The sequence below is a fragment of the Bradyrhizobium sp. 172 genome (assembly GCF_023101065.1).
GTDB classification, from domain to species: domain Bacteria; phylum Pseudomonadota; class Alphaproteobacteria; order Rhizobiales; family Xanthobacteraceae; genus Bradyrhizobium; species Bradyrhizobium canariense_D.
Window position 1 is genome coordinate 3,106,258 of record NZ_CP064701.1, and the last position, 18,991, is coordinate 3,125,248.

The window sequence follows — 18,991 nt, forward strand, 5'->3', positions numbered from 1 at the left end:
CCGGGGTGTCGGAAGAAACTGTTGTGATTCAACGCGTTGGCATGCCCCCGCCGGGCAACGCACTGTTCACTCTCAGGCAAGCCCGTCAGGACTTTGTCGCCTAGACTGTGTTATAGAACCAGTGAAACGAGCCAATTCGAAAGAGCAGATCTCATGGCAGTGCATCAGGTCAATCCGGGAGGAAAGCTTGCAACGCTTGATCCGATCTGGGATCGGATCCGCGGCGAAGCGGAGGACATCGTCCATCGCGAGCCGGAGCTTGCGACCTTCATCTATTCGACGGTGCTGCATCACAGCCGCCTGGAAGATGCGGTGATCCATCGGGTCGCCGACCGGCTCGATCATTCCGCGCTGTCGGGCGATCTCGTGCGCCAGACCTATGACGAGGCGCTGCGCGACGATCCCGATCTCGGCAACGCCTTCCGCGCCGATCTCGTCGCCGTCTACGATCGCGACCCCGCGACCTCGCGCTTCATCGATCCCTTGCTCTATTTCAAGGGCTTTCACGCCATCCAGACCCACCGCCTCGCGCATTGGCTCTATCTGAAGGGCCGCAAGGATTTTGCGTATTATCTGCAGAGCCGGGCGTCTGCGGTATTCCAGACCGACATCAATCCCGCCGCGCGCATCGGCCGCGGCATCTTCCTCGACCACGCCACCGGCTTCGTCTGCGGTGAGACTGCGCTGATCGAGGACGACGTCTCGATCCTGCATGGCGTTACGCTCGGCGGCACCGGCAAGGAGAACGAGGACCGCCATCCGAAAATCCGCCACGGCGTCCTGATCGGCGCCGGCGCGAAGATCCTCGGCAACATTGAAATTGGTCATTGCGCGCGCATCGCGGCGGGCTCGGTCGTGGTCAAACCGGTGCCGCACAACGTGACGGTCGCAGGCGTGCCTGCCAAGGTCGTCGGCGAAGCTGGCTGCGCCGAGCCGTCGCGCACCATGGATCAGATGATCAACGCCATGGGACTCTGAGATGGGCCTCTGAGGCGGCCTTCGAGCTTGTCGGAAGGGGCGGATTTTCCGCCCCTTTCGTCCAAAAATTCTTTGGCAATTCATGCTGGCGGTTGGTCGCGTCTCGTCCTAAAACCCGCGCCAACCCAGATTTCGATTGGAGACTTGCCGTGGACGTCAAGGAAGTTAGGAAGCTCGACGCGTATTTGAAGCGCGTATTCGGCAATCCCAAGATCCGCGTCGTGCCGCGGCCAAAGAAGGATGATTCCGCCGAGGTCTATATCGGCGAGGAATTCATCGGTGTGCTCTTCGTCGACGACGAGGACGATGATCGCTCGTTCCAATTCCAGATGGCGATCCTCGAGGACGACCTCGTCGACCAGGAATAGTTCGGCGATCGTCTCGCTCAACGGGGCCGCGCGGGCGCGGCTCCATGCCTTTGCTTTCTTGCAAGAACATATTTCTGCAAGGGTGATGTTCAGCTCAGGTCGTGCAGGTCTTTTCCGGGGGGAGGTGTCAGACGAAACGTCGAGAATACGACTTCTAGCCCCGCCCGTTCGGGTGTGCAGGCCATCGGTCCCACAAGGTAGGAGTTTGCTTTAGGAAACGCCGCCAGCCGCATGAGGGGCCAGGATTTGCCGTCGGCCGAAACTTGCAGACGAAGGACACCGTTGGCGATGGTCGCGCGGACCCAGAAGTCGCTGGCATTATGCTCATAGGGTGCTGTCGCCCAGTCTGATTGCCCGTTTGTCAGCACGCTCGCGAGCATAGCGCGGCCATCTGACAATTCGATTCCGGCTTTGACCCAATGATGCGCGTCGAGGCGCACCATGATGCCCGCCTGATCATAGAGCGCCCGGAAATCGCCCTGAACACGCAAATCTGCGGTGAATGCTTCGCCTGTCGGAAAGCCCAGGAAATGTCCGCTATCGCGATTGAAGCCGTAATGGGTTTCGCGCCAGAAATCCGTGGCCTTGTCCGTGAGGATCCGCAGGTCATCACCCTTTGCCGCCCATCGCTGCGGTTCATTTAGCCACACACCGTCACTTCTGCGGAGAATCATGACTAACCTCTGTCGCGGATGCCTGCCGGTTCGGTCCGTGAGTCGGACGAGCACGGCATCGTGCATTGAGATGAAAAGGCAATGTAGCCGAGATTGCTTCGCTTCGCTCGCAAGGACGAGCAACAGCTTCGCCGCCGCCCCATCCTGACACCATACGCGCGAAGCTGACTTCGAAAAATACGAAGCATTACAGGAGCTTGGCTACTGTGCATGGGGTTGTTTTCGCAGTTTTTGTTTTGGAGGCGCAGGTCGCGCGGTCGCGTTCAGCCCTTCGGGCCGCGCAGCTGCGCCGTCAGCTTCTCCATCGCTTCCGCCGTATCGCGCCACTGCGACAGCCAGCTGCGCGGAAAGCGGAAGGTGAGGTCGGCGCCGCCGACGCGGCGTTCGGCGAGGCACATGCCGGGCGTCGCACCATCGCGCGTGCAGCGCGCGGTCAGCGCGGGACTTGCGGCAGAATAGAGATCCTCGGTGCCGTAAGGCGTGTCAGCGCGGAATATCCGCATCGTCAGCCCATCCTGAGGCATTGCCGCGGCCTGGTCGAGATAGCGTGGATAAATCGTGGCGGTGCGCTGCTCGGGCGAGAGCGCATCGCGATGTGCGGCGATCGACAGGAAGATGCGGTCGATCGGCTGCATCGCCGCATCCACGCTATCGGCGGTGACGTGCTTCGGCGCGCCCGGCGGCTCCAGCGAAGGGTACAGGAAGTCGAGATCGATCCGCTCCTGTGGCCCGGAGTGGCGCTGGATCTTCATGCGGATCGCGTTGGTCGGCAGGTTGAACAGCGTGCCGCCGACGCTCACCGGCAGCTTGTCCGGGGCGTTCGCGCCGCTCGGCCCCCAGGTCGGCCACAACAAATAGGCGACGAGCGCGACGGCGCACACCGCGGCAATGCCGCCGAGCACGATCGGGACGACGTGGGCCCGGGTGCGCACCCGGGGAGATTGAGGGGAAATTGCCGAAAACACCGTCATGAGCCGCGCGAATGAGCCGGAAGTCGGCCGATGGCCGACGAATCAGCGGCGAATATGCCACGTGGTGGCGATTTCGCGGAGCGTTGGCCGGCTGCAGGGAAGGGAGAGAGGCCTGCGTGGAACGGCTGGCGGCGTTAACCTTCCCTTAAGGATAATGTAGCGTTAACCGGCACTCTTTGTCACAGGAAGGTACCTCGCGTTGCGTAAGGGCGGACTGTTCCGATGACACCTGAAGCTCTCAACACATTCTTCTCGATCGGCATTGGTTTCGCGCTCGCGGGAGCGCTCGTGAGCGGATACCAGACGGTCGCACAGCGGCCGGCCGGCTTCGGTCTGTTGCAGGACGGCGTGGCGCCGAAGACCTTCGCGGCGGTTCCGTTCCTGGTGTTCGCGGCGCCTTTCATCATCATGCGCAATACTCTGCGCGGCAGGCAGGTGGAGAGCCGCCGCGTCGAATTCGTGATGATGGCGACCGTCATCGCCGGCTTCTGGAGCATGATGAGCGGCACCTTCTTCCTGATGACGCTCCGCGCGGCCGGCGTTCTGGTCTGATGCGCGCCGCTGTAGGGCTGCCTGCGCGGCGGCCCTTTGCGTCAAGGCCGCCGTTTCGCTATGGCTGGGGTTGACGCGACAGGAGACCCTCATGGCGATCTACGAGCTCGACGGGCAGGCGCCCGACCTTCCCGCCGACGGCAACTACTTCATCGCGGAGACCGCTACCGTGATCGGCCGCGTGCGCCTGAAGCCGGGCGCGAGCGTCTGGTTCGGCGCGGTGCTGCGCGGCGACAATGAGTGGATCGAGATCGGCGAGGGCGCCAACGTGCAGGACGGCTCGACCTGCCACACCGATCTCGGTTTTCCGCTTCAGATCGGCAGGAACTGTACGGTCGGGCATAACGTCATCCTGCACGGCTGCACCATCGAGGAGGGCGCACTCGTCGGCATGGGCTCAATCGTGATGAACGGCGCCAGGATCGGGCGCAACAGCATCGTCGGCGCCGGCTCCGTCATCACCGAGGGCAAGGAGTTTCCCGAACGGTCCCTGATCATCGGCTCGCCGGCGCGGGTGATCCGCACGCTCGACGATGCTCAGGTGCAGAAGATGGGGAGTGCTGCGAAGTTCTACGTCGCCAATGGACCGCGCTTCACAAAGGGCCTCAAGCGGATCGGGTGAACTCAGCTTCCTTCGGACTCGCGCGCTTCTATTGCGCTTGCGACCTTCTCGTGCCCCGCGGACCATAGGGCATGCTCATCGCTACCGTCCTGGTACGGATTGGCTTCCGCCGGAATGTTTTTACGCGCCGCGCGTTCGCCTTCTGCAAAAGCATCGCGATCGTTCATCGTGACTGCGCCTTTCTGTTTGCGGAGCAGAAGATCAGCTTGCGCGTGATCGTGCCCGCCTTCCCGGTTTCAAGCTGATGCGACGGCATTTGTTCCGGAACCGGTCCTTGCTGCGGCGGTTGATCGGCGAAGGAGAATTTCAATGGCCAGATTGCCTATAGCCCGTTCAATCAAGACCGTGATCGTGATCTTCGCCCTTGTTCCGGTGCCGGCCGCATCGTTCGCGCAAGCCACCGGCGGCTCCACAGGATCGGCCGGAGGTGTCGCCAATTCTCCGGCTCCCGCGCCAGGCACCAACAGTCTGGGGACCGCCCAATCGTCCGGTGCGAATGCACCCGGCGTCACCACTGGGACCGGCGCAGGTGGGTCCACCGACGCCGCCGTCAACGCCGAGAACCGGCTGCTCGACAAGAAGCTCAAGAGCATCTGCCGCGGCTGCTGACGCTCGCGGGGAAGTGAGACAGTGAGGCTGTCAGGAACGCCTCAAGCCGATTAGCTTGGTCCTGCTTTGGAGCGTGGAGGGTATCCACGCAGAGGATCGAGTGATGATACGGAAGATGATGTTGACGGCGCTGGCTGTGGTGGCGGTTGGGTCGTCGATGCCGCAGGCGGCACAAGCGGGCGGTCACGGCGGCTGGGGTCATGGCGGCGGTGGCTGGGGCCGTGGTGGCGGCTGGGGTCATGGCGGCCACTGGCATGGCAGTGGCTTCTGGCCAGGCGTCGCCATCGGTGCCGGTATCGCCGGCGCAGGTTACTACGGCGGGTATTACGGCTACGGCCAACCGTATTACGGCAATCCATATTACTATGGTACCCGATACGATGATGGCGGTTATGGCGGCTGCTACGTTGTGCGGAAGCGCGTCATGACGCCAGCGGGCTGGCGCATCCGCCCCGTGGATGTCTGCGAATAGGCGGCGGTACCCGTCAAAAAACAAGGCCGTTGACGCAATATACCGTCAACGACCTTGCCAGCCCCGGACATTGAAATCGGCTCACGCCATCCGGTAACGGCGAGCATCGCTTGGAATCACACGGGCGAATGTGATCCAGTTCACAAGTCCAAAAATTTAAGGGTGGCGGCGCCGGCTGCTCAGCCGCGCGAGCGCTTGCGTGCACTGGCATGGACACGATGCCGTGCAGGTTTCCTGCGGGTAACTGAGGGAGTCTCCGCCTCGCTCGCCCGGGCGCTGGCAAAGGATTGCCGCAGGCCATCGATGGACTCGTTGAGTATCGTGACCTGCTCGGACAGACGCTTGGTGTCGGCCTGCTGGAATGCGAGCAAGCGCTTCACACTCTGGAGCTGGTCTTGCACGACCTGGAGCTGGTCAATCGATTCCTGCTGGGTTGCCTCCAGCCCCTTGGTCTTCTCGACCAGCTGCTCGGATGCCTGTGCGGTGCGAGCCTGCAGCTGCCGCGACGCCACCACCCGGTCGGTCTCAGGGGCCGCACCGGTATAGGCACGCCAGATCGCGATCGAGGTCACCCCCGCGATCAGGAGCAGGAGCGCGGCGGCGGTCAGCGCGATAGGCTGGGCGCCAAGGCGAAAGAGGGGATGGGACCGTGTGTCCTCTGCGAGATCGATCATCGCTGACAAAACCCAAATTGAAACTTGGTGAGTGGCGAAGACCGGCAACCTGAGGTTACCGGGGCGTCCCGAAAGCGTTACGTGTCGGCAAGGAATGGGACCAAAAAGAGGCTAAGAGCAAAAAAACCAACAATCAGGATGCCTTAGGGCATCCGTGCCCCCGTCAGAGGCAGAGATCAGGGCTGAAACAGCGAAAACGGACCGGAATGGGTCTTCGAGCGCGGCGCCGCGTAGGGCCCGAGCCGGGAGGTCTTCAGTCCCAGTCGCACCAGTGATTCTGCCAAGGTCACCGCGGCGGCGACGCCGTCGATCACGGGCAGGCTGTGCGTGGCGGCGAGTTCATTGGCGAGATCGGCCATGCCGGCGCAACCGAGCACGATGGCCTCTGCGCGATCGTCGCGGATCGCGGCCGTGATTTCCGTAGAGATTTTTGCGAGCGCATCGGTGTTGCGCTCCTCGAGCGCGAGCACCGGCACCTCGGCGGCGCGGACGCGCGCGCAGCGTTCGGCGAGGCCGTATTTCCGCAAATTATGCTCGATCGGCACGATGGAGACACCGAGCGTCGTCACCACGGCGAAGCGCGCGGCAATCAGGCTCGCCATGTGGAAGCCGGCCTCGCCAATGCCGATCACTGGTGCCCTTGCCGCAGCGCGCGCGGCGTCGAGGCCGGTGTCGTCGAAGCAGGCGATGACATGCGCATCCGCGCCGTCGCGGTCGGCCTCGCGGATGCAGCCGAGCATGCCCGGCACCGCGAACGCCTCGTCGTAAAATCCCTCGATCGAGACCGGGCCCATCGTGGGCTGGCGCGCATCGATCACGGTGTCGGGCAGGGCGACCGCGCGCGCGGCAGCGGCGATCTTCACCGTCATGGACGCAGTGGTGTTGGGATTGACGACGTGAAGCCGCATCGGATCAGACAAGCCCCTTCTCAGACAAGCCCTTTGCCGGCGTCCGAGCCTTTGGCCGCCTGTCGCTTGTTGAGCATGTGGATGGTGCCAAGCGCAAGCGCGATCACCGTGAACGAGACGGCCGAGATCACGGTGCCGAGCGCATAGATGTCGGGGTTCGTCACGGTGGTGGTGAGTCCCTGGAGATCGAGAGGCAGCGTGTTCACCGCCCCGATCGCCTGGCTGGAACGCGCGAGTTCGTCCCAGGACAGTGTGAAGCCGAACAGTCCAATGCCGATCACGGAGGGCAGGATGATCGGCAGCACGACATGACGGAACGCCTGCCACGGTGTCGCACCGAGATCGCGCGCGGCTTCCTCGAGCCTGGGATCGAAGCGATTGAAGATCGCGAACATGATGAGAAGGCCGAACGGCAGCGTCCAGGTCAGATGTGCACCGAGGCCCGAGGTGAGCAGACCCATCGAGGTCTCGAAATTCTCGTTCCAATGCGCCTTGATCAGATCGTCGATGATGCGGAATTCAAGCGAGATGCCGAGCGAGGTGATGATCGAGGGCACGATGAGGCTCGCGATCGCGGAGTAGAACAGGATGCTTTGCGCCTTGAACTTGCGGCGAAACGCCATGCCCGCTGCGACCGACAGCACGACGGTGACGATCATCACGATGATGCCAAGCAGCAGCGAACGGCGGAAGGCGGCGCCGAGATCGACGATGCCGGTGCCCTGGAACAATTTTGCGATCCAGAAAGTCGATACACCGTTCATCGGGAAGGTGAGGCCGCCCTGCGGTCCCTGGAACGACAGCACATAGATCGCGATCATCGGGCCGTAGAGGAACAGCGTGTAGGCCGCGAAGAAGATCGCGAGCACGTAGAAAGAGCGCGGGCGTCCTTCCTTCATGCTCTAGAGCTCCTTCTTGATGTCGACGATACGCGACATCATGGTGATGATCAGGAACGTGATGACGAGCAGGATCACGGCATTGGCCGCTGCTGCCGGGAATTGCAGCGCATTCACCCGCGTCTCGATGATCTTGCCGGCGGCCGCGATCTGCTGCCCGCCCATCACGCCGATGGTGATGAAGTCGCCCATCACGATGGTGATGACGAAGATCGAGCCGATCACGATGCCGGGTTTTGCCAGGGGAATGATGACGTTGACGAGCGTCTGGAAACCGGTCGCCCCGGCGTCATAGGCGGCCTCGATGAGCGATTTGTCGATGCGAACCATTGAGTTGAAGATCGGCACCACCATGAAGAAGGTGAAGAGGTGCACCAGCGCCAGCACCACGGAGAATTCGGAGAACAGCAGCCATTCAACGGGATGGTTGATCAGCCCCGTCTTCACCAAGCCTGAGTTGACAAGGCCATTGCGCCCGAGCAGCGGAATCCAGGCGATCATGCGGATCACGTTGGAGGTCCAGAACGGGATCGTGCAGAGCAGCGACAGTCCCATCTGCCAAGTTTTCGACTTGACGTGAAAGGCGAGGAAGTAGGCGACCCAGAAGCCGATGAAGAGTGTGATGACCCACACGATGAAACAAAGCTTCAGCGTCTTCAGATAAGTCTTGGCGATCGTGCAGAGATCGGGGAGCTGCGCGATGCAGCCCTCGAACGTGTCGGTGTAGCCGCGGCCCGAGAAGGCCGGCAGCAACTGGTATTCGTTGTAGTCCCAGAACGAGACGATGACGACGAAGACGAGCGGGATCAGGAAGAAGGCGAGGAACACCAGCATCATCGGCCCGGCCTGGAGCCAGGAGATGAAGGAGGGTGACAGCCGCGCCGCTTTGCTGCGGCGCGCCGTCTCCGATCCCCGGACCAGGTCCGGAGATGCCTGTTGCAAAATGTCCTCCGACGTGTCCATCAGATTACGCCGCGATGAACTCGTTCCACTTGCGGACCATGTAGTCGTTCTCGTCCATCACGGCGTTCCAGCACGCGACGCCGCCCATGCGGTCCTCGTAGGAGCCGCCGTCGCGCACGGCGCCAGCCTTCTCGAGCAGCGAGCCGTCGGGCGCCTTGATGTCCTTCTCGGCCGCCTTGCCTTCCATCCAATAGGCCCACTCGTAAGGCTCCATATGCGCCTTCGCGGTGGAGAGCACGGCCGAGTAGTAGCCCTGGCGGTTGAGATAGGCGCCGGCATAGCCGGACAGGAACCAGTTGACGAACTCATAGGCCCATTCGAGCTTCGCACCCGAGACGCCCTTGGAGACGCAGAAGCCGGAGGCCCAGGAGCGATAGCCTTCCTTGAGCGGCTGGAAGGTGCAGGCAATCCCCATCGAGCGGACCTTCGTCACCGCCGGCGACCACATCGACTGGATCACGGTCTCGCCCGAGGCCATCAGGTTGACGCTCTCGTTGAAGTCTTTCCAGAAGGCGCGGAACTGGCCCGCCTTCTTGGCCTCGGTCATCACCTTCATGGTGAGATCGATCTCTTCCTTGGTCATGTTGCCCTTGTCGGCATATTTGTACTTGCCGGTGGCTTCCACGACCATCGCGGCATCCATGATGCCGATCGAGGGGATGTTGAGGATCGAGGCCTTGCCCTTGAACTCGGGGTTGAGCAGCTCGGCCCACGAGCTGATCGGACGCTTGATGATATCGGGGCGAATGCCGAGCGTGTCGGCGTTGTAGACGGTCGGGATCAGCGTGACGAACTCGGTGGCAGACGTCGCGAACTTCTTGGAGTCCTTGCCTTCGAGATAGAGCACCTTCCAGGGTGCGGTGCCCTGGCCGCCGATCTTCTTGCCGCCGGGCGTGACGCCCTTGGTGAAGACCGGCGTGATGTTGTCGAATTCCTTGATCTTCCTCGCGTCGAGGGCAAGGATGTTGCCCGACGGCACGATCTTCTTTAGCGCGAAATATTCGGTGTCCAGCACGTCGAAGGAATTCGGCTGGGTCATCACGCGCTTGGTGACGTCGTCGGTGGTCGCGGTGATATATTCGATCTTGATGCCGGTGTCCTTCAGGCACTGCTTGGAGATCTCGTCACCCTCGTTCACTGCGGTGCCGAGATAGCGCAGCACCTTCGGCTCGGCCGACATTACATAGGGAAAGCCTGTGATGGCGCCGGAGCCCGCGGCAAGTCCGGCGAGACCCGCGGTGCTCTTCAGTAGCGTGCGGCGGCTAAGGCCCTTCTTCCTGGTCGTTTCGGTCATATCACTCACTCCTCTGTTGCGCATTCCGGTGATTGATCGGCGCTATTGCAGACGTTGCGCCTTGGCGGGATCCCAGATGGCCAGCACGCGATCGCCCGGCCGGAACTGGTGGACGTCGAAGGCGGCCTCGGGAAGGTGGGAAAACAGGGCGGTCCCGTCGTCGAGCGTGAGCGAGACGGCGATGTAGGAGCCTTGGTACTCGGTCTGGGTCAGTAGCGCGGGCGCGCCGAAGGCGCCGTCAGTGAACGGCGCGATGCCGAGCTGATCGGCGCGCACGGCGATGAGTTTGCCTGCGTCGCTGAGGACGTTGTGACCGCCGATGAAGCGCGCCACGAATTCGGTGCGGGGGTGATGGAAGATGTCGCGGGCGCTTCCCTGCTGTTCGATCCTGCCCTGGTTCATCACCACGATGTGGTCGGCCAGCGCCATCGCCTCTTCCTGGCCGTGCGTGACCTGAACGAAGCTGATGCCGAGCTCGCGCTGCAGCCGCTTCAATTCGCCCCGCATCTTCACCCGCAGGAACGGATCGAGCGCCGAGAGCGGCTCGTCGAGCAACAGGATCTGCGGCTCCGTGATCAGCGCGCGGGCGAGCGCGACGCGCTGCTGCTGGCCGCCGGACAGCTGTGCGGGGAGGCGGGCCGCATAGGGCGTCATCGCCACCAGCTCGAGCAACTCGCCGGCGCGCTTGTGCCGCGTCGCCCGGTCGATGCCGCGCATTTTCAGGGCAAACGCCACGTTGTCGAGCACGGTGAGGTGCGGAAACAGCGCGTAGGACTGGAACATCATCGCCGTGCCGCGCTTGGCGGGTTCGAGATCCGTGACGTTCTGCGGACCCAGGATGATGTCGCCTTCGCTGACGGCCTCGTGGCCGGCGATCATGCGCAAGGTCGAGGTCTTGCCGCAGCCGGAGGGGCCGAGCAGGCAACAATAAGTGCCGGCCGGGATTTTCAGATTGACGGTGTCGACCGCCAGCGTCGTGTCGTAGCGCTTGGTGACGGCGACCAGTTCGAGGGCGGCGGGAGTGGCCATGGCGTGTCCGGGGCGAGGGCGATGCTGCGCCTCTCTCCGCAAGGTCCATGCCAATCGCGCTTGAATCGTTCTCGGCCGGCCGAATTCCAAAACAGTGCAGCGGAGTCAGATCGTTAGATCGAATCCCACGGGCTTGGGCGGTTCGCTGCCTTCGCAGTTGCGTGCACACAAAACAGGCGCGGATTGTATAAAGTTTCGCCTGTGATTGGATACAGCTGGTCGATTAGGATTCAACGCCCTCGTCGACGATCGAGTCCTCACCCCCATGGCCGTCAAGTCCCGACCGAACTCCGACGCGCCAGATGCGAGCGATCGCGTCAGCCGCATCCGGGAAGGTGTGACTGCGGCGATCCTCGAGCATCGCCTGTTGCCCGGCACGAAACTCGGCGAGGACGAGATCGGCGAGATCTACGGAGCAAGCCGAACGCTGGTTCGCACCGCGCTGCAACAGCTCGCGCACGAGGGCATCGTCAACATCGAGAAGAACCGCGGCGCCTTCGTCGCGCGGCCGACGCCTGCGGACGCCCGCGAAGTGTTCGAGGCGCGCCGCCTGATCGAGCCGACAATCGTCGATCACGCCGTTGACGCGGTGTCGCCGGCCTGGATCGGGCGTCTCCAGCGGCATCTTGCCGAGGAGCGCGAGGCGGAGCTGCGTGGCGATGCGCGTGCTTCGGTCCGCCTCTCCGGCGACTTCCATCGACTCGTCGCCGAGATGAGTGGCCACAGCATCTATCTTGGTTTTCTCAAGGAGCTGATCGCGCGGTCCTCGCTGATCATCCTGCTCTACCGCCGGCACGACACGCCGGCCTGCGGCACCGATCATCACGCCGGAATCGTCTCCGCGATCCGCAAATGCGACAGGGAGGCCGCGCGCGCGCAGATGTTGTCGCATCTGAACGAGATCGAGGCCGAGCTGTTTCTGAAGGATCCCGCCGCTGACGAGTTGCGACTCGCGGACGTGCTCGGGGTCTGAGCTCAACGAGGCGCGTCCGCACCCGGCTGGGCGCGACGGCGGCTATTGCGGCTCTAATCCGAGAGTCTTGATCGACTCGAGCCAGATCGGCCCTTCCTTTTCGTAGAGCGCAATCGAGGATGCGCGATCCATGGCCGGCTGGTCGACGCCGAAGGCATCGAGCAGCTTCTGCACGCGCTCCGTCTTGCCGCCTTCGACCATCAACTTGGCGAGCATGTCGATCCGGTCTGCCGGCATCGCAGCGGGCGCCACCAGCGCGGTAAAACTGATGAGCTGGAAGACATTGCCCGTGACCCCTTGCTCGGCAAATGTCCTGGTTTCGGGCAGCTTCTTCATGCGCACTGGTGTCGGCACGGCAATCGGGCGGCCGATGCCGGTATCGAGCACCGGTAGCGCAGCCTGATAGCTGCCGACGGCCGCCTGGATCACCCCCGCGGCCAGATCCTGCCACATCGGCGCTTCGCCGCGGTAATGCACGATGGAAATGTCGAGACCGAATTGCCGGTTGAGCTCGGCGATCGCAATATGTGCGAACGAGCCGATGCCGTACGAGCCGGCCGTGACCTTGTTGCCACGTGCGTACGCGACGAACTCTTCGATCGTCTTTGCATTGGTGGCGGAATGGACCACCAGCGGCAGATGCCCCGAAGGCGTCATCGCGACGATCGTGAAATCCTTGTCCGGATCATAGGCCAGCGATTTCAACAACAGCCGGTTACCGAGCAAGGTGGACGAGATCGTGTACATCAGCGTGTAGCCGTCGGCCGGGGAATCCTTCACCGACTGTGCCGCCAGCGCACCGCTGGCTCCGGTTTTGTTTTCGACAATGACCGGCTGGCCAAGCTTCTGCGAGATATAGTCGCCATAGGCGCGGGCGAAGGCATCGGTGATGCCGCCTGCCGGCGTGGAGACGACGATCCTGATTGCCCGGGTCGGCCAGGCTTCGGCCAAAGCCGTTTCAGAAGCGGCCATCGTCAGGCATGCCATCGCGGCAGCCCAAATTCTCGCGGATGTCCGCACTTCGGCCTCCCCTTTTCCCTGTGTCATTGGGCAGCAGGCAGCCGCCGCAACGAGGTGTCACACGGGCAGGAAGGGGGGTCAAGAAATCAAAATATCGTTTCACTGTGTGAAATGATCATCGCCGACCTGCAGGAGAACCCGGCGCAGCAAGCTTGGCACCGAGCGCCTCGGCAAGTGCGGAAGCGACTTTCTTCATCGGCGGTACGAAGCGCCGCACACCGTCCTCCAGACCGACCGCCTCGCGAAGCATCATCACGTTCATGCTGCCGAACAGGCGATTCCGCAAAACGACGGGTACGCCGATCGCCCACACTGCGCCCCCGAAGACGCGGCGGCTGTAGGTCTCGTCCATGACTGCGAACCCCGCGCTACGGATCGTGCGCAGCACTTTGGCAAGTCTGCCGGGATTGCGCGCCAGATCGTTCCAGGGCTCCGGACCAAGGGCCAGCCGTGCGGCAATGCGCTCCTGCTCGGCGGGTTCGCAGAAGGCGAGATAGGCGCGTCCCATCGAGGTGCCGAGGACGGGAAAGCGAAAACCCGGCGGGCGGCTGAACAGCAGCGATCCATCGACGCGCGTCGTGTGGGCGATGACCATGGACTCCTGATCGAGCACCGCGATGTCTGACGGCCAATGGATCTGCTTGCGGAATTTGTTCAGGATGGGTTCGGCGATGCCGCCAATCCAGGTCGGCTCATCATAGCCTGCGCTGAGCAGCAGCGCCCGTCCCGTCGGCGCGTAGCTGGCCGGCTCGGTACGACGTACCACATAACCTTCATGTTCCAGCGTCTCGAGCATGCGGACGATCGTTGACTTGTTCAGCCCCGTCGCCTTGTGCAGCGAGCCGACGGTCGACTGCCGTTCCTGATTGATCACCCGAAGGACTTCGAGGCCCCTGGACAACGCGATGACGGGACGGAACGACGTCATGCCAACTCCTTGTGATTGCCTGTGCCGCTAGCCGATGAAGCAACGGCCGGAGGGACAGGGCAGCGCGCTCGACGCCATCGCCACCGATTGCGGGAAGGTTGGCATGAGTCAAGCTCGCTGACGCGTTCATCTCGGTTTCGAGAAGGGCGGGATTCGCAGTCAACTCGATCGCTTGCTGTGCCCAGCGGCAATTTAGTTCCTGTGGTCAAGCTGGATTGTGCGCTCCCAGCCTCGTGTGGACGGTAGGGCGCTGCGACGTCACGTGACTATTCCTCGCGAGCCACACCGGCTATAGGATGGCGCTCTGTCATCGAACTGTCATGTTACCGTAAATGCTGAAGTCAGACGCAACGCCGGTTCGCAAGGCTCCGAGCGCGCGGGATGGAAATCCTGTTGCAAGGGAAAACAAGAGAACGCAAGTCGTTGCTGGCTTCTTCAGGCAGCGTGAGCCGGCCGAACTCGTCGCGGAACCTGTGATCGATCAGACGCCATTGCAAGACGCGGAACCGGCAACGGAACCACTGCGGTCGAGCGCTGCCGCGCATGGTGCCGGTGAGATCGAGCTCAAGCTTTTCGTCGATGCCGATCGCATGGCGCATTTCAAGGCCGCGCCTGTGATCGCGATGAACGCGCGCAACAAGGGCGCGCGCAAACATCTCAAGTCCGTCTATTACGACACGCCGGAGCGGACGTTGCGTCGCCACGGCTTGAGCTTGCGCGTTCGTCAGAGCGGCGCGCGCTTCGTGCAGACCGTGAAGACCGATGCGGTGGACGATCCGCTCCGCCGTGGTGAGTGGGAGATGAGGGTACCGTCGCTTGCGCCCGATCTCGGTTTGGCAATGCCGTTCATTCCCGAGAAGCTTCGCGGCAACCTGGAAGCGCAGCCGCTCGAATCGGTCTTCACTGCCGATGTCCATCGCCATGCGCGGCCGATCGAACTGCCGTCAGGCACGGTCGAGATCGCCTTCGACCAGGGTGAGTTGACGGCCGGCGACCGTTCACTGCCGGTGAGCGAGATCGAGCTGGAGCTCAAGAGCGGCAGCGCGAGCGCGGTCTACGAGATCGCGCTGCGGCTCGCGGAGCACGGCGACGTAAAGCCGTCCATTCGCTCCAAATCGGCACGCGGCTTCGATCTTGCCGCCGACAAGCCACCCTCGGCGCGGCGTCCGCGAAAACTTCGTCTCGATCCGTCGGTGACATTGGACGAGGCGTTCGCGACAATCCTGCGTTCCTGCTTCCTCCATTTGCTTCAGTCGCTGCCGGCGGCCGAGGATGGCCGCAATCGGGAAGGAATCCATCAGCTGCGCGTCTCGCTGCGCCGGCTTCGATCGGCGTTGGATCTGATGGGGTCGGTCGGCGCGCTCAGCAATCTCGATGCGCTGCGGTTGGAAGCCAGATGGCTGGCGCAAGAGCTCTCCGCTGCGCGCGACTGGGATGTGTTCCGGCTCGATACCTTGCCGAAGATCGCAACAGCCTGTCCGTCGGTCGCGGGCTTCGATGCACTGGGCCTGGCTGCGGCCGGGCGCCAGTCCGACGCCTATCGCAAGGCGCATGGCGCCCTCGAAGATCGCCGCTGCGCCATGTTCCTGCTCGGCCTCGGCAACTGGATCGAGGCGCGCGGCTGGCGCAACGACGTCGCCACCGAGGATCTCGGCCAGCTCGCCGAACCCGCGGCCGACTTCGCGGCACGCATCCTATCGGCGCAATACGCCAAGGTGCTCAAGCGCGGCCGCCGCTTCAAGTCGCTTTCCGCCGAACAGTTGCACCGCCTGCGGCTCGCGACCAAGCGGCTGCGCTATCTCAGCGAGTTTCTGCTGCCGCTGTTCGCAGACCGCAAATCCACGCGAAAATTCTCGCGAAGGCTCGCCGGCTTGCAGGAGCAGCTTGGCGCCGTCAACGACATGGCGGTTACGGCATCATTGCTGGACGGGCTTGATGCCGAGCCCGACGGCACCATCGCCGCGGCGGCGATCGCAGGCTGGCAGGCGCGCGCGTCGATCGGGGTGCAACCCGTCCTGCAAAGCACATGGCGCGATTTCACCGTCGCGCGCGTGCCCTGGTCGCGGCAGGCGCCGCAGAACTAAGCGAAGTACACCCTAAAAAAGTTGCGGCCAGCCATTGGGGGATGGCTGGCCGCGCGCGAACCGGTCTGGGACGGGGAGGGGTGGGGATGTGACCGGGTCGCGTATCTCTTTCGTTTGTCTCTACTGATCCCTTGCGCTGGCGGTGGAGATCGCCGGCTTGGTGTCGCCGAGCGAGACCCAGACATTGGGATCGCTCTGCGACTGGCGCTTGACGAAGCGGTAGCCGGTCTCCGTCCAGGCAACGACGTTCTCGTTCTGATTGTCGAGAACGAACTCGCCCTTGTCGGTCTTCACCGTCAGCACCGCGTGTCCTTCGCCCTTCTTGTCGCGCACGACGGTGATGAGCAGGGCCTCGCGCGGCCATCCGGCATCGATCAGCATCTTGCGCTTCAATAGCACGTAGTCCTCGCAGTCGCCGTAACCGTCCGACGGCAGCGACCACTTTTCGATCACGCCCCAGTGCTCCTGGTCGGTCAAAGGCTTGACGGTCTCGTTGACCCAGCGATTGACCTTGACGAGGTCGCGCCATGCAGCCTGCGACATCACGATGTCACGCGGTTGCGTCGGTGCGCCCTGGCACTGAGCGGCATTGTCCGCACAGAACTCGACCCAGCCGATCGGCGCACGCGTGGTGTCGCCGAGGCTTGCGTAGAGCAGACGGCCTTCGCCGGCCTGCGCTGCCGCGCTCATTCCGAAGAGCATGGCGGCGAGCGCCAATCCCTTCCCCTGTCCCCTGAAATGAAACATTGCGGCCCCCGTTTCTTGTTGGGACCACATTGCGCAGGCAGCTTTTGAGTTGCCGCTAAGTCAGTCAAGTCAAGTCGAGACGAATGCAAGTAAAACACGCGGCGAATTCGATCTATACTTGAGTCAAATTTGAATAAAATTCGATATGACTGCAATTGATTCAAATTTTATGGATTAACGCGGAAACGCTAGCGGAACCGTTGTTTGCACGCTCCCGCAGCCTCCGCGTTAACCCGCGCGAGCCTCGACGCCACTCATGAAAAAGGCGGCGTCCGCATCGCGGAGGCCGCCTTCAGTACTGGAAATGCAGTGGTTTTGGTGCCTTCGCGCTTTACCGCGCGGTAACGCTCTCTTCGAGAGTTTCAATTGGCTGCGAATGCATGAACTCGAGCGCGAAGCCATCTTCGAGGTTTCGGACCACGCGGCCCTGCACCCGGCCGAGCAAAACCGTCGATTTCAGCGGGGGGCGGTTCTCCGCGGCGATGGCGGCGCCCGACAGCGAGAGGTCGATGATGCGGCAGGTCATCTTGGTGCCGTCCTCGAGCGTCAGCACCGCGATCGGATTGCGCGGCACGATACGATCGTGGCGGCGGTCTTCCGGCAGATTGAGGATGTCGCGGTTGGCGAGCCAGGTCAGCTGTGCCGCAAGCTTGTCGCGCTTTCGCGGCGTGGCACCGACCGTCATGGCGAAGCCATTGTCGATGATGCGGGTGATCTTGCCCTCGACGCGCCCGATATGGTCGAGATAGGCGACCACGCGGTCGCCGACATTGCCGATGCCGGGGGCCAGCAGTGCCAGCCCGCCCGGCGACATGTTGATCACCTGGCAGGGGAATTCACGGCGGTCCGGCAGCATGTAGCGGCCGAGCAGGTGAACCTTCACCCGCTGGAAACGCCGACGTTCCTCGGCGGCCGGAAGAAATTTTTTGTGCGCCAACGCCATTTTCACAACCCGACCCCCCGCCTGGCGGAGTCCGGGACGACCCTAAGGTGCACAGGGTTAATGCCGCGTTAGGATCGGGCGCGGCGATGACGAACAGACACAATGCGTTCGAAAAGCCACATCAGGGGCGGGCAGGCCAGCACTGTCAGCGCGCCGAGGTCAAGCGCGACCGCGGCCGTGCCGGCCGATTTGGCGAGCCGGCCCGCCACCGCCGGTCCCAGCATCATCGCGGCATAGAAGAGAGTGTAGAACACGCCCATCCCGATCGCCCTGGTTTCCCGCACGAGCACGCGGGCGGTCAGGCTCATGATCGGCCCGGCCGGATGGCCGCCGATCAGGCCGATCAGGACGAGGATCGTGATCACGGCGTCGGACCGGGTCAGCCAGGCCAGCAGCCCGGCCACCACCAGGCTGGCCACGATAGCCAGCACGAACGGCCGCTTGAAGCGATCGGCGAGATAACCGCCTGCCGGCACCGAGATCACCGACAGCCACATCACGAGGCTGATCGCCGATCCCGCCGCGGCAATGCTCCAGCCGCGCTCGGCGAGCAGCGAGGGGCCGAACGAGAAGATCATGGCGAAGCCGACATTATAGAGGCCCCAGATCGCGCCCGCGACGATCACCGCCAGAAGCGCGAGCGGATCAAGCCGCCCGGAGCCGGCCGCGCTGGCGGTTGCTCCCGGCGGTGCTTGGTAGAACGTGATCAGCACAATGCCGATCGCGGTGAGCGCGCCGGCCACGAGGAACACGGCGCCCGCGCCATAGGCCGTGCCGATCGCCGGCAGCACCAGCAGCGAGATCGCAACGCCGGCCGGCCAGGAGTTGACGAAGATCGCCATCGCGGTAGCGATCTCCTTTCCCGCAAACCAGTCGGTGCCCATCTTGGTGAGCTGCACGGTCAGCAGCACGCCGCCGGCGCCGGAGGCGAGCCGGCCCGCCATCTGCCAGCCCCAGACGTCGGTGGTGGCCATGACGAGACTGCCCGCCGTCATCAGCAGCAGCGCCACGATCGTGGTGGGCTTGTCGCCAAGCGTCCGGCCAATCGCGCCGCCCGGCAGCGCCAGCACGATGCCCGGTGTGAAATAGAGTCCGATCAGGATGCCGATATCGGCGAGCCCGACGCCGAAGCTCTGCTGCAGCAGCGGCGCGACCGCGGCCACGCTCTGGAACTGGAATGCGATGGTGAGGCGAACGACGAACAGGATCGCAAGTATGCCCCAGCGATTGCGCAACGCTTCATCTCCCCAAACCCTGTATCGAGCGTGCGGTGGGGAGACGCC

The 18,991-nt window shown here is 63.3% G+C and carries 22 protein-coding genes; 9 read left to right on the plus strand and 13 right to left on the minus strand.

The annotated features are described in order from the left end of the window. The first annotated feature begins 153 nt into the window (after nucleotides 1-153). Entirely contained in the window at nucleotides 154-978 is an 825-nt protein-coding gene (cysE, locus tag IVB07_RS14800) for a serine O-acetyltransferase (RefSeq protein WP_007602549.1), read from the plus strand. A 149-nt stretch (nucleotides 979-1,127) separates the two neighbouring features. Next, entirely contained in the window at nucleotides 1,128-1,346 is a 219-nt protein-coding gene (locus IVB07_RS14805) for a DUF3126 family protein (RefSeq protein ID WP_007602550.1), read from the plus strand. An 89-nt stretch (nucleotides 1,347-1,435) separates the two neighbouring features. On the opposite strand, the gene IVB07_RS14810 is transcribed toward IVB07_RS14805, so the two are convergent. Both IVB07_RS14810 and IVB07_RS14815 read right to left on the minus strand, forming a co-directional pair. After that, complete coding sequence (locus IVB07_RS14810) at nucleotides 1,436-2,020, minus strand: DUF1349 domain-containing protein (RefSeq protein WP_247361963.1); 585 nt, start codon at nucleotides 2,018-2,020, stop codon at nucleotides 1,436-1,438. A 263-nt stretch (nucleotides 2,021-2,283) separates the two neighbouring features. After that, on the minus strand, nucleotides 2,284-2,991 hold the full coding sequence (locus IVB07_RS14815) for a hypothetical protein (protein WP_085351113.1): 708 nt from the start codon (nucleotides 2,989-2,991) through the stop codon (nucleotides 2,284-2,286). Nucleotides 2,992-3,213: 222 nt separating this feature from the next. Between IVB07_RS14815 and IVB07_RS14820 the strand changes: the two genes are divergently transcribed. The 5 genes from IVB07_RS14820 (at nucleotide 3,214) to IVB07_RS14840 (ending at nucleotide 5,246) form a co-directional block, all read left to right on the plus strand. After that, a complete protein-coding gene (locus IVB07_RS14820) occupies nucleotides 3,214-3,543 on the plus strand; it encodes a hypothetical protein (protein ID WP_007602553.1) in 330 nt (109 codons plus the stop codon). Nucleotides 3,544-3,634: 91 nt separating this feature from the next. Beyond that, nucleotides 3,635-4,165: a gamma carbonic anhydrase family protein gene (locus tag IVB07_RS14825; protein ID WP_018455332.1), complete on the plus strand. Its 531-nt coding sequence runs from the start codon at nucleotides 3,635-3,637 to the stop codon at nucleotides 4,163-4,165. 71 nt (nucleotides 4,166-4,236) lie between these two features. After that, a complete protein-coding gene (locus IVB07_RS14830) occupies nucleotides 4,237-4,410 on the plus strand; it encodes a hypothetical protein (RefSeq protein ID WP_018455333.1) in 174 nt (57 codons plus the stop codon). A gap of 64 nt (nucleotides 4,411-4,474) precedes the next feature. Continuing rightward, nucleotides 4,475-4,774, plus strand: coding sequence for a hypothetical protein (locus IVB07_RS14835; RefSeq protein WP_247335619.1), 300 nt, complete (start codon nucleotides 4,475-4,477; stop codon nucleotides 4,772-4,774). A gap of 103 nt (nucleotides 4,775-4,877) precedes the next feature. Continuing rightward, the gene (locus IVB07_RS14840) at nucleotides 4,878-5,246 is read left to right on the plus strand and encodes a hypothetical protein (protein ID WP_247335622.1); all 369 of its coding nucleotides are present in this window, start codon (nucleotides 4,878-4,880) and stop codon (nucleotides 5,244-5,246) included. Nucleotides 5,247-5,425: 179 nt separating this feature from the next. Here the strand turns inward: IVB07_RS14840 and IVB07_RS14845 are convergent, their stop codons facing one another. The 6 genes from IVB07_RS14845 to IVB07_RS14870 all read right to left on the minus strand — a co-directional run bounded on the left by IVB07_RS14845 (nucleotide 5,426) and on the right by IVB07_RS14870 (nucleotide 11,013). Further along, nucleotides 5,426-5,920, minus strand: a complete 495-nt coding sequence (locus IVB07_RS14845; RefSeq protein ID WP_018455336.1) for a hypothetical protein — start codon at nucleotides 5,918-5,920, stop codon at nucleotides 5,426-5,428. 176 nt (nucleotides 5,921-6,096) lie between these two features. Next, nucleotides 6,097-6,828, minus strand: a complete 732-nt coding sequence (locus tag IVB07_RS14850; RefSeq protein WP_247364642.1) for an aspartate/glutamate racemase family protein — start codon at nucleotides 6,826-6,828, stop codon at nucleotides 6,097-6,099. 20 nt (nucleotides 6,829-6,848) lie between these two features. After that, nucleotides 6,849-7,727 carry an ABC transporter permease gene (locus tag IVB07_RS14855; protein WP_085396140.1) on the minus strand — a complete coding sequence of 293 codons (879 nt, stop codon included), beginning with the start codon at nucleotides 7,725-7,727 and terminating at the stop codon, nucleotides 6,849-6,851. A gap of 3 nt (nucleotides 7,728-7,730) precedes the next feature. After that, nucleotides 7,731-8,690 (minus strand): ABC transporter permease, encoded by a 960-nt coding sequence (locus tag IVB07_RS14860; protein ID WP_018455339.1) that lies wholly within the window; start codon nucleotides 8,688-8,690, stop codon nucleotides 7,731-7,733. A gap of 4 nt (nucleotides 8,691-8,694) precedes the next feature. Next, a complete protein-coding gene (locus IVB07_RS14865; RefSeq protein WP_007602563.1) occupies nucleotides 8,695-9,984 on the minus strand; it encodes a PotD/PotF family extracellular solute-binding protein in 1,290 nt (429 codons plus the stop codon). A 42-nt stretch (nucleotides 9,985-10,026) separates the two neighbouring features. Then, nucleotides 10,027-11,013, minus strand: coding sequence for an ABC transporter ATP-binding protein (locus IVB07_RS14870; protein ID WP_085396144.1), 987 nt, complete (start codon nucleotides 11,011-11,013; stop codon nucleotides 10,027-10,029). A gap of 265 nt (nucleotides 11,014-11,278) precedes the next feature. Between IVB07_RS14870 and IVB07_RS14875 the strand changes: the two genes are divergently transcribed. After that, nucleotides 11,279-11,986, plus strand: coding sequence for a GntR family transcriptional regulator (locus IVB07_RS14875; protein ID WP_085396146.1), 708 nt, complete (start codon nucleotides 11,279-11,281; stop codon nucleotides 11,984-11,986). A gap of 42 nt (nucleotides 11,987-12,028) precedes the next feature. Here IVB07_RS14875 and IVB07_RS14880 read toward each other — a convergent pair whose 3' ends face one another. Then, complete coding sequence (locus IVB07_RS14880) at nucleotides 12,029-12,958, minus strand: tripartite tricarboxylate transporter substrate binding protein (protein WP_247361966.1); 930 nt, start codon at nucleotides 12,956-12,958, stop codon at nucleotides 12,029-12,031. 163 nt (nucleotides 12,959-13,121) lie between these two features. Next, nucleotides 13,122-13,934, minus strand: a complete 813-nt coding sequence (locus IVB07_RS14885; protein ID WP_018455343.1) for a helix-turn-helix domain-containing protein — start codon at nucleotides 13,932-13,934, stop codon at nucleotides 13,122-13,124. Nucleotides 13,935-14,266: 332 nt separating this feature from the next. Here IVB07_RS14885 and IVB07_RS14890 point away from each other — a divergent pair, with 332 nt between their 5' ends. Next, nucleotides 14,267-16,018, plus strand: coding sequence for a CYTH and CHAD domain-containing protein (locus IVB07_RS14890; protein WP_247335649.1), 1,752 nt, complete (start codon nucleotides 14,267-14,269; stop codon nucleotides 16,016-16,018). Between the two features lie 120 nt (nucleotides 16,019-16,138). Here IVB07_RS14890 and IVB07_RS14895 read toward each other — a convergent pair whose 3' ends face one another. The 3 genes from IVB07_RS14895 to IVB07_RS14905 form a co-directional block, all read right to left on the minus strand. Continuing rightward, nucleotides 16,139-16,765, minus strand: coding sequence for a transglutaminase-like cysteine peptidase (locus IVB07_RS14895; protein ID WP_247335651.1), 627 nt, complete (start codon nucleotides 16,763-16,765; stop codon nucleotides 16,139-16,141). Between the two features lie 331 nt (nucleotides 16,766-17,096). Next, nucleotides 17,097-17,708, minus strand: coding sequence for a PilZ domain-containing protein (locus IVB07_RS14900; RefSeq protein ID WP_007602573.1), 612 nt, complete (start codon nucleotides 17,706-17,708; stop codon nucleotides 17,097-17,099). Between the two features lie 68 nt (nucleotides 17,709-17,776). Next, the gene (locus IVB07_RS14905; protein ID WP_247377286.1) at nucleotides 17,777-18,943 is read right to left on the minus strand and encodes an MFS transporter; all 1,167 of its coding nucleotides are present in this window, start codon (nucleotides 18,941-18,943) and stop codon (nucleotides 17,777-17,779) included. Nucleotides 18,944-18,991 lie beyond the last annotated feature (48 nt).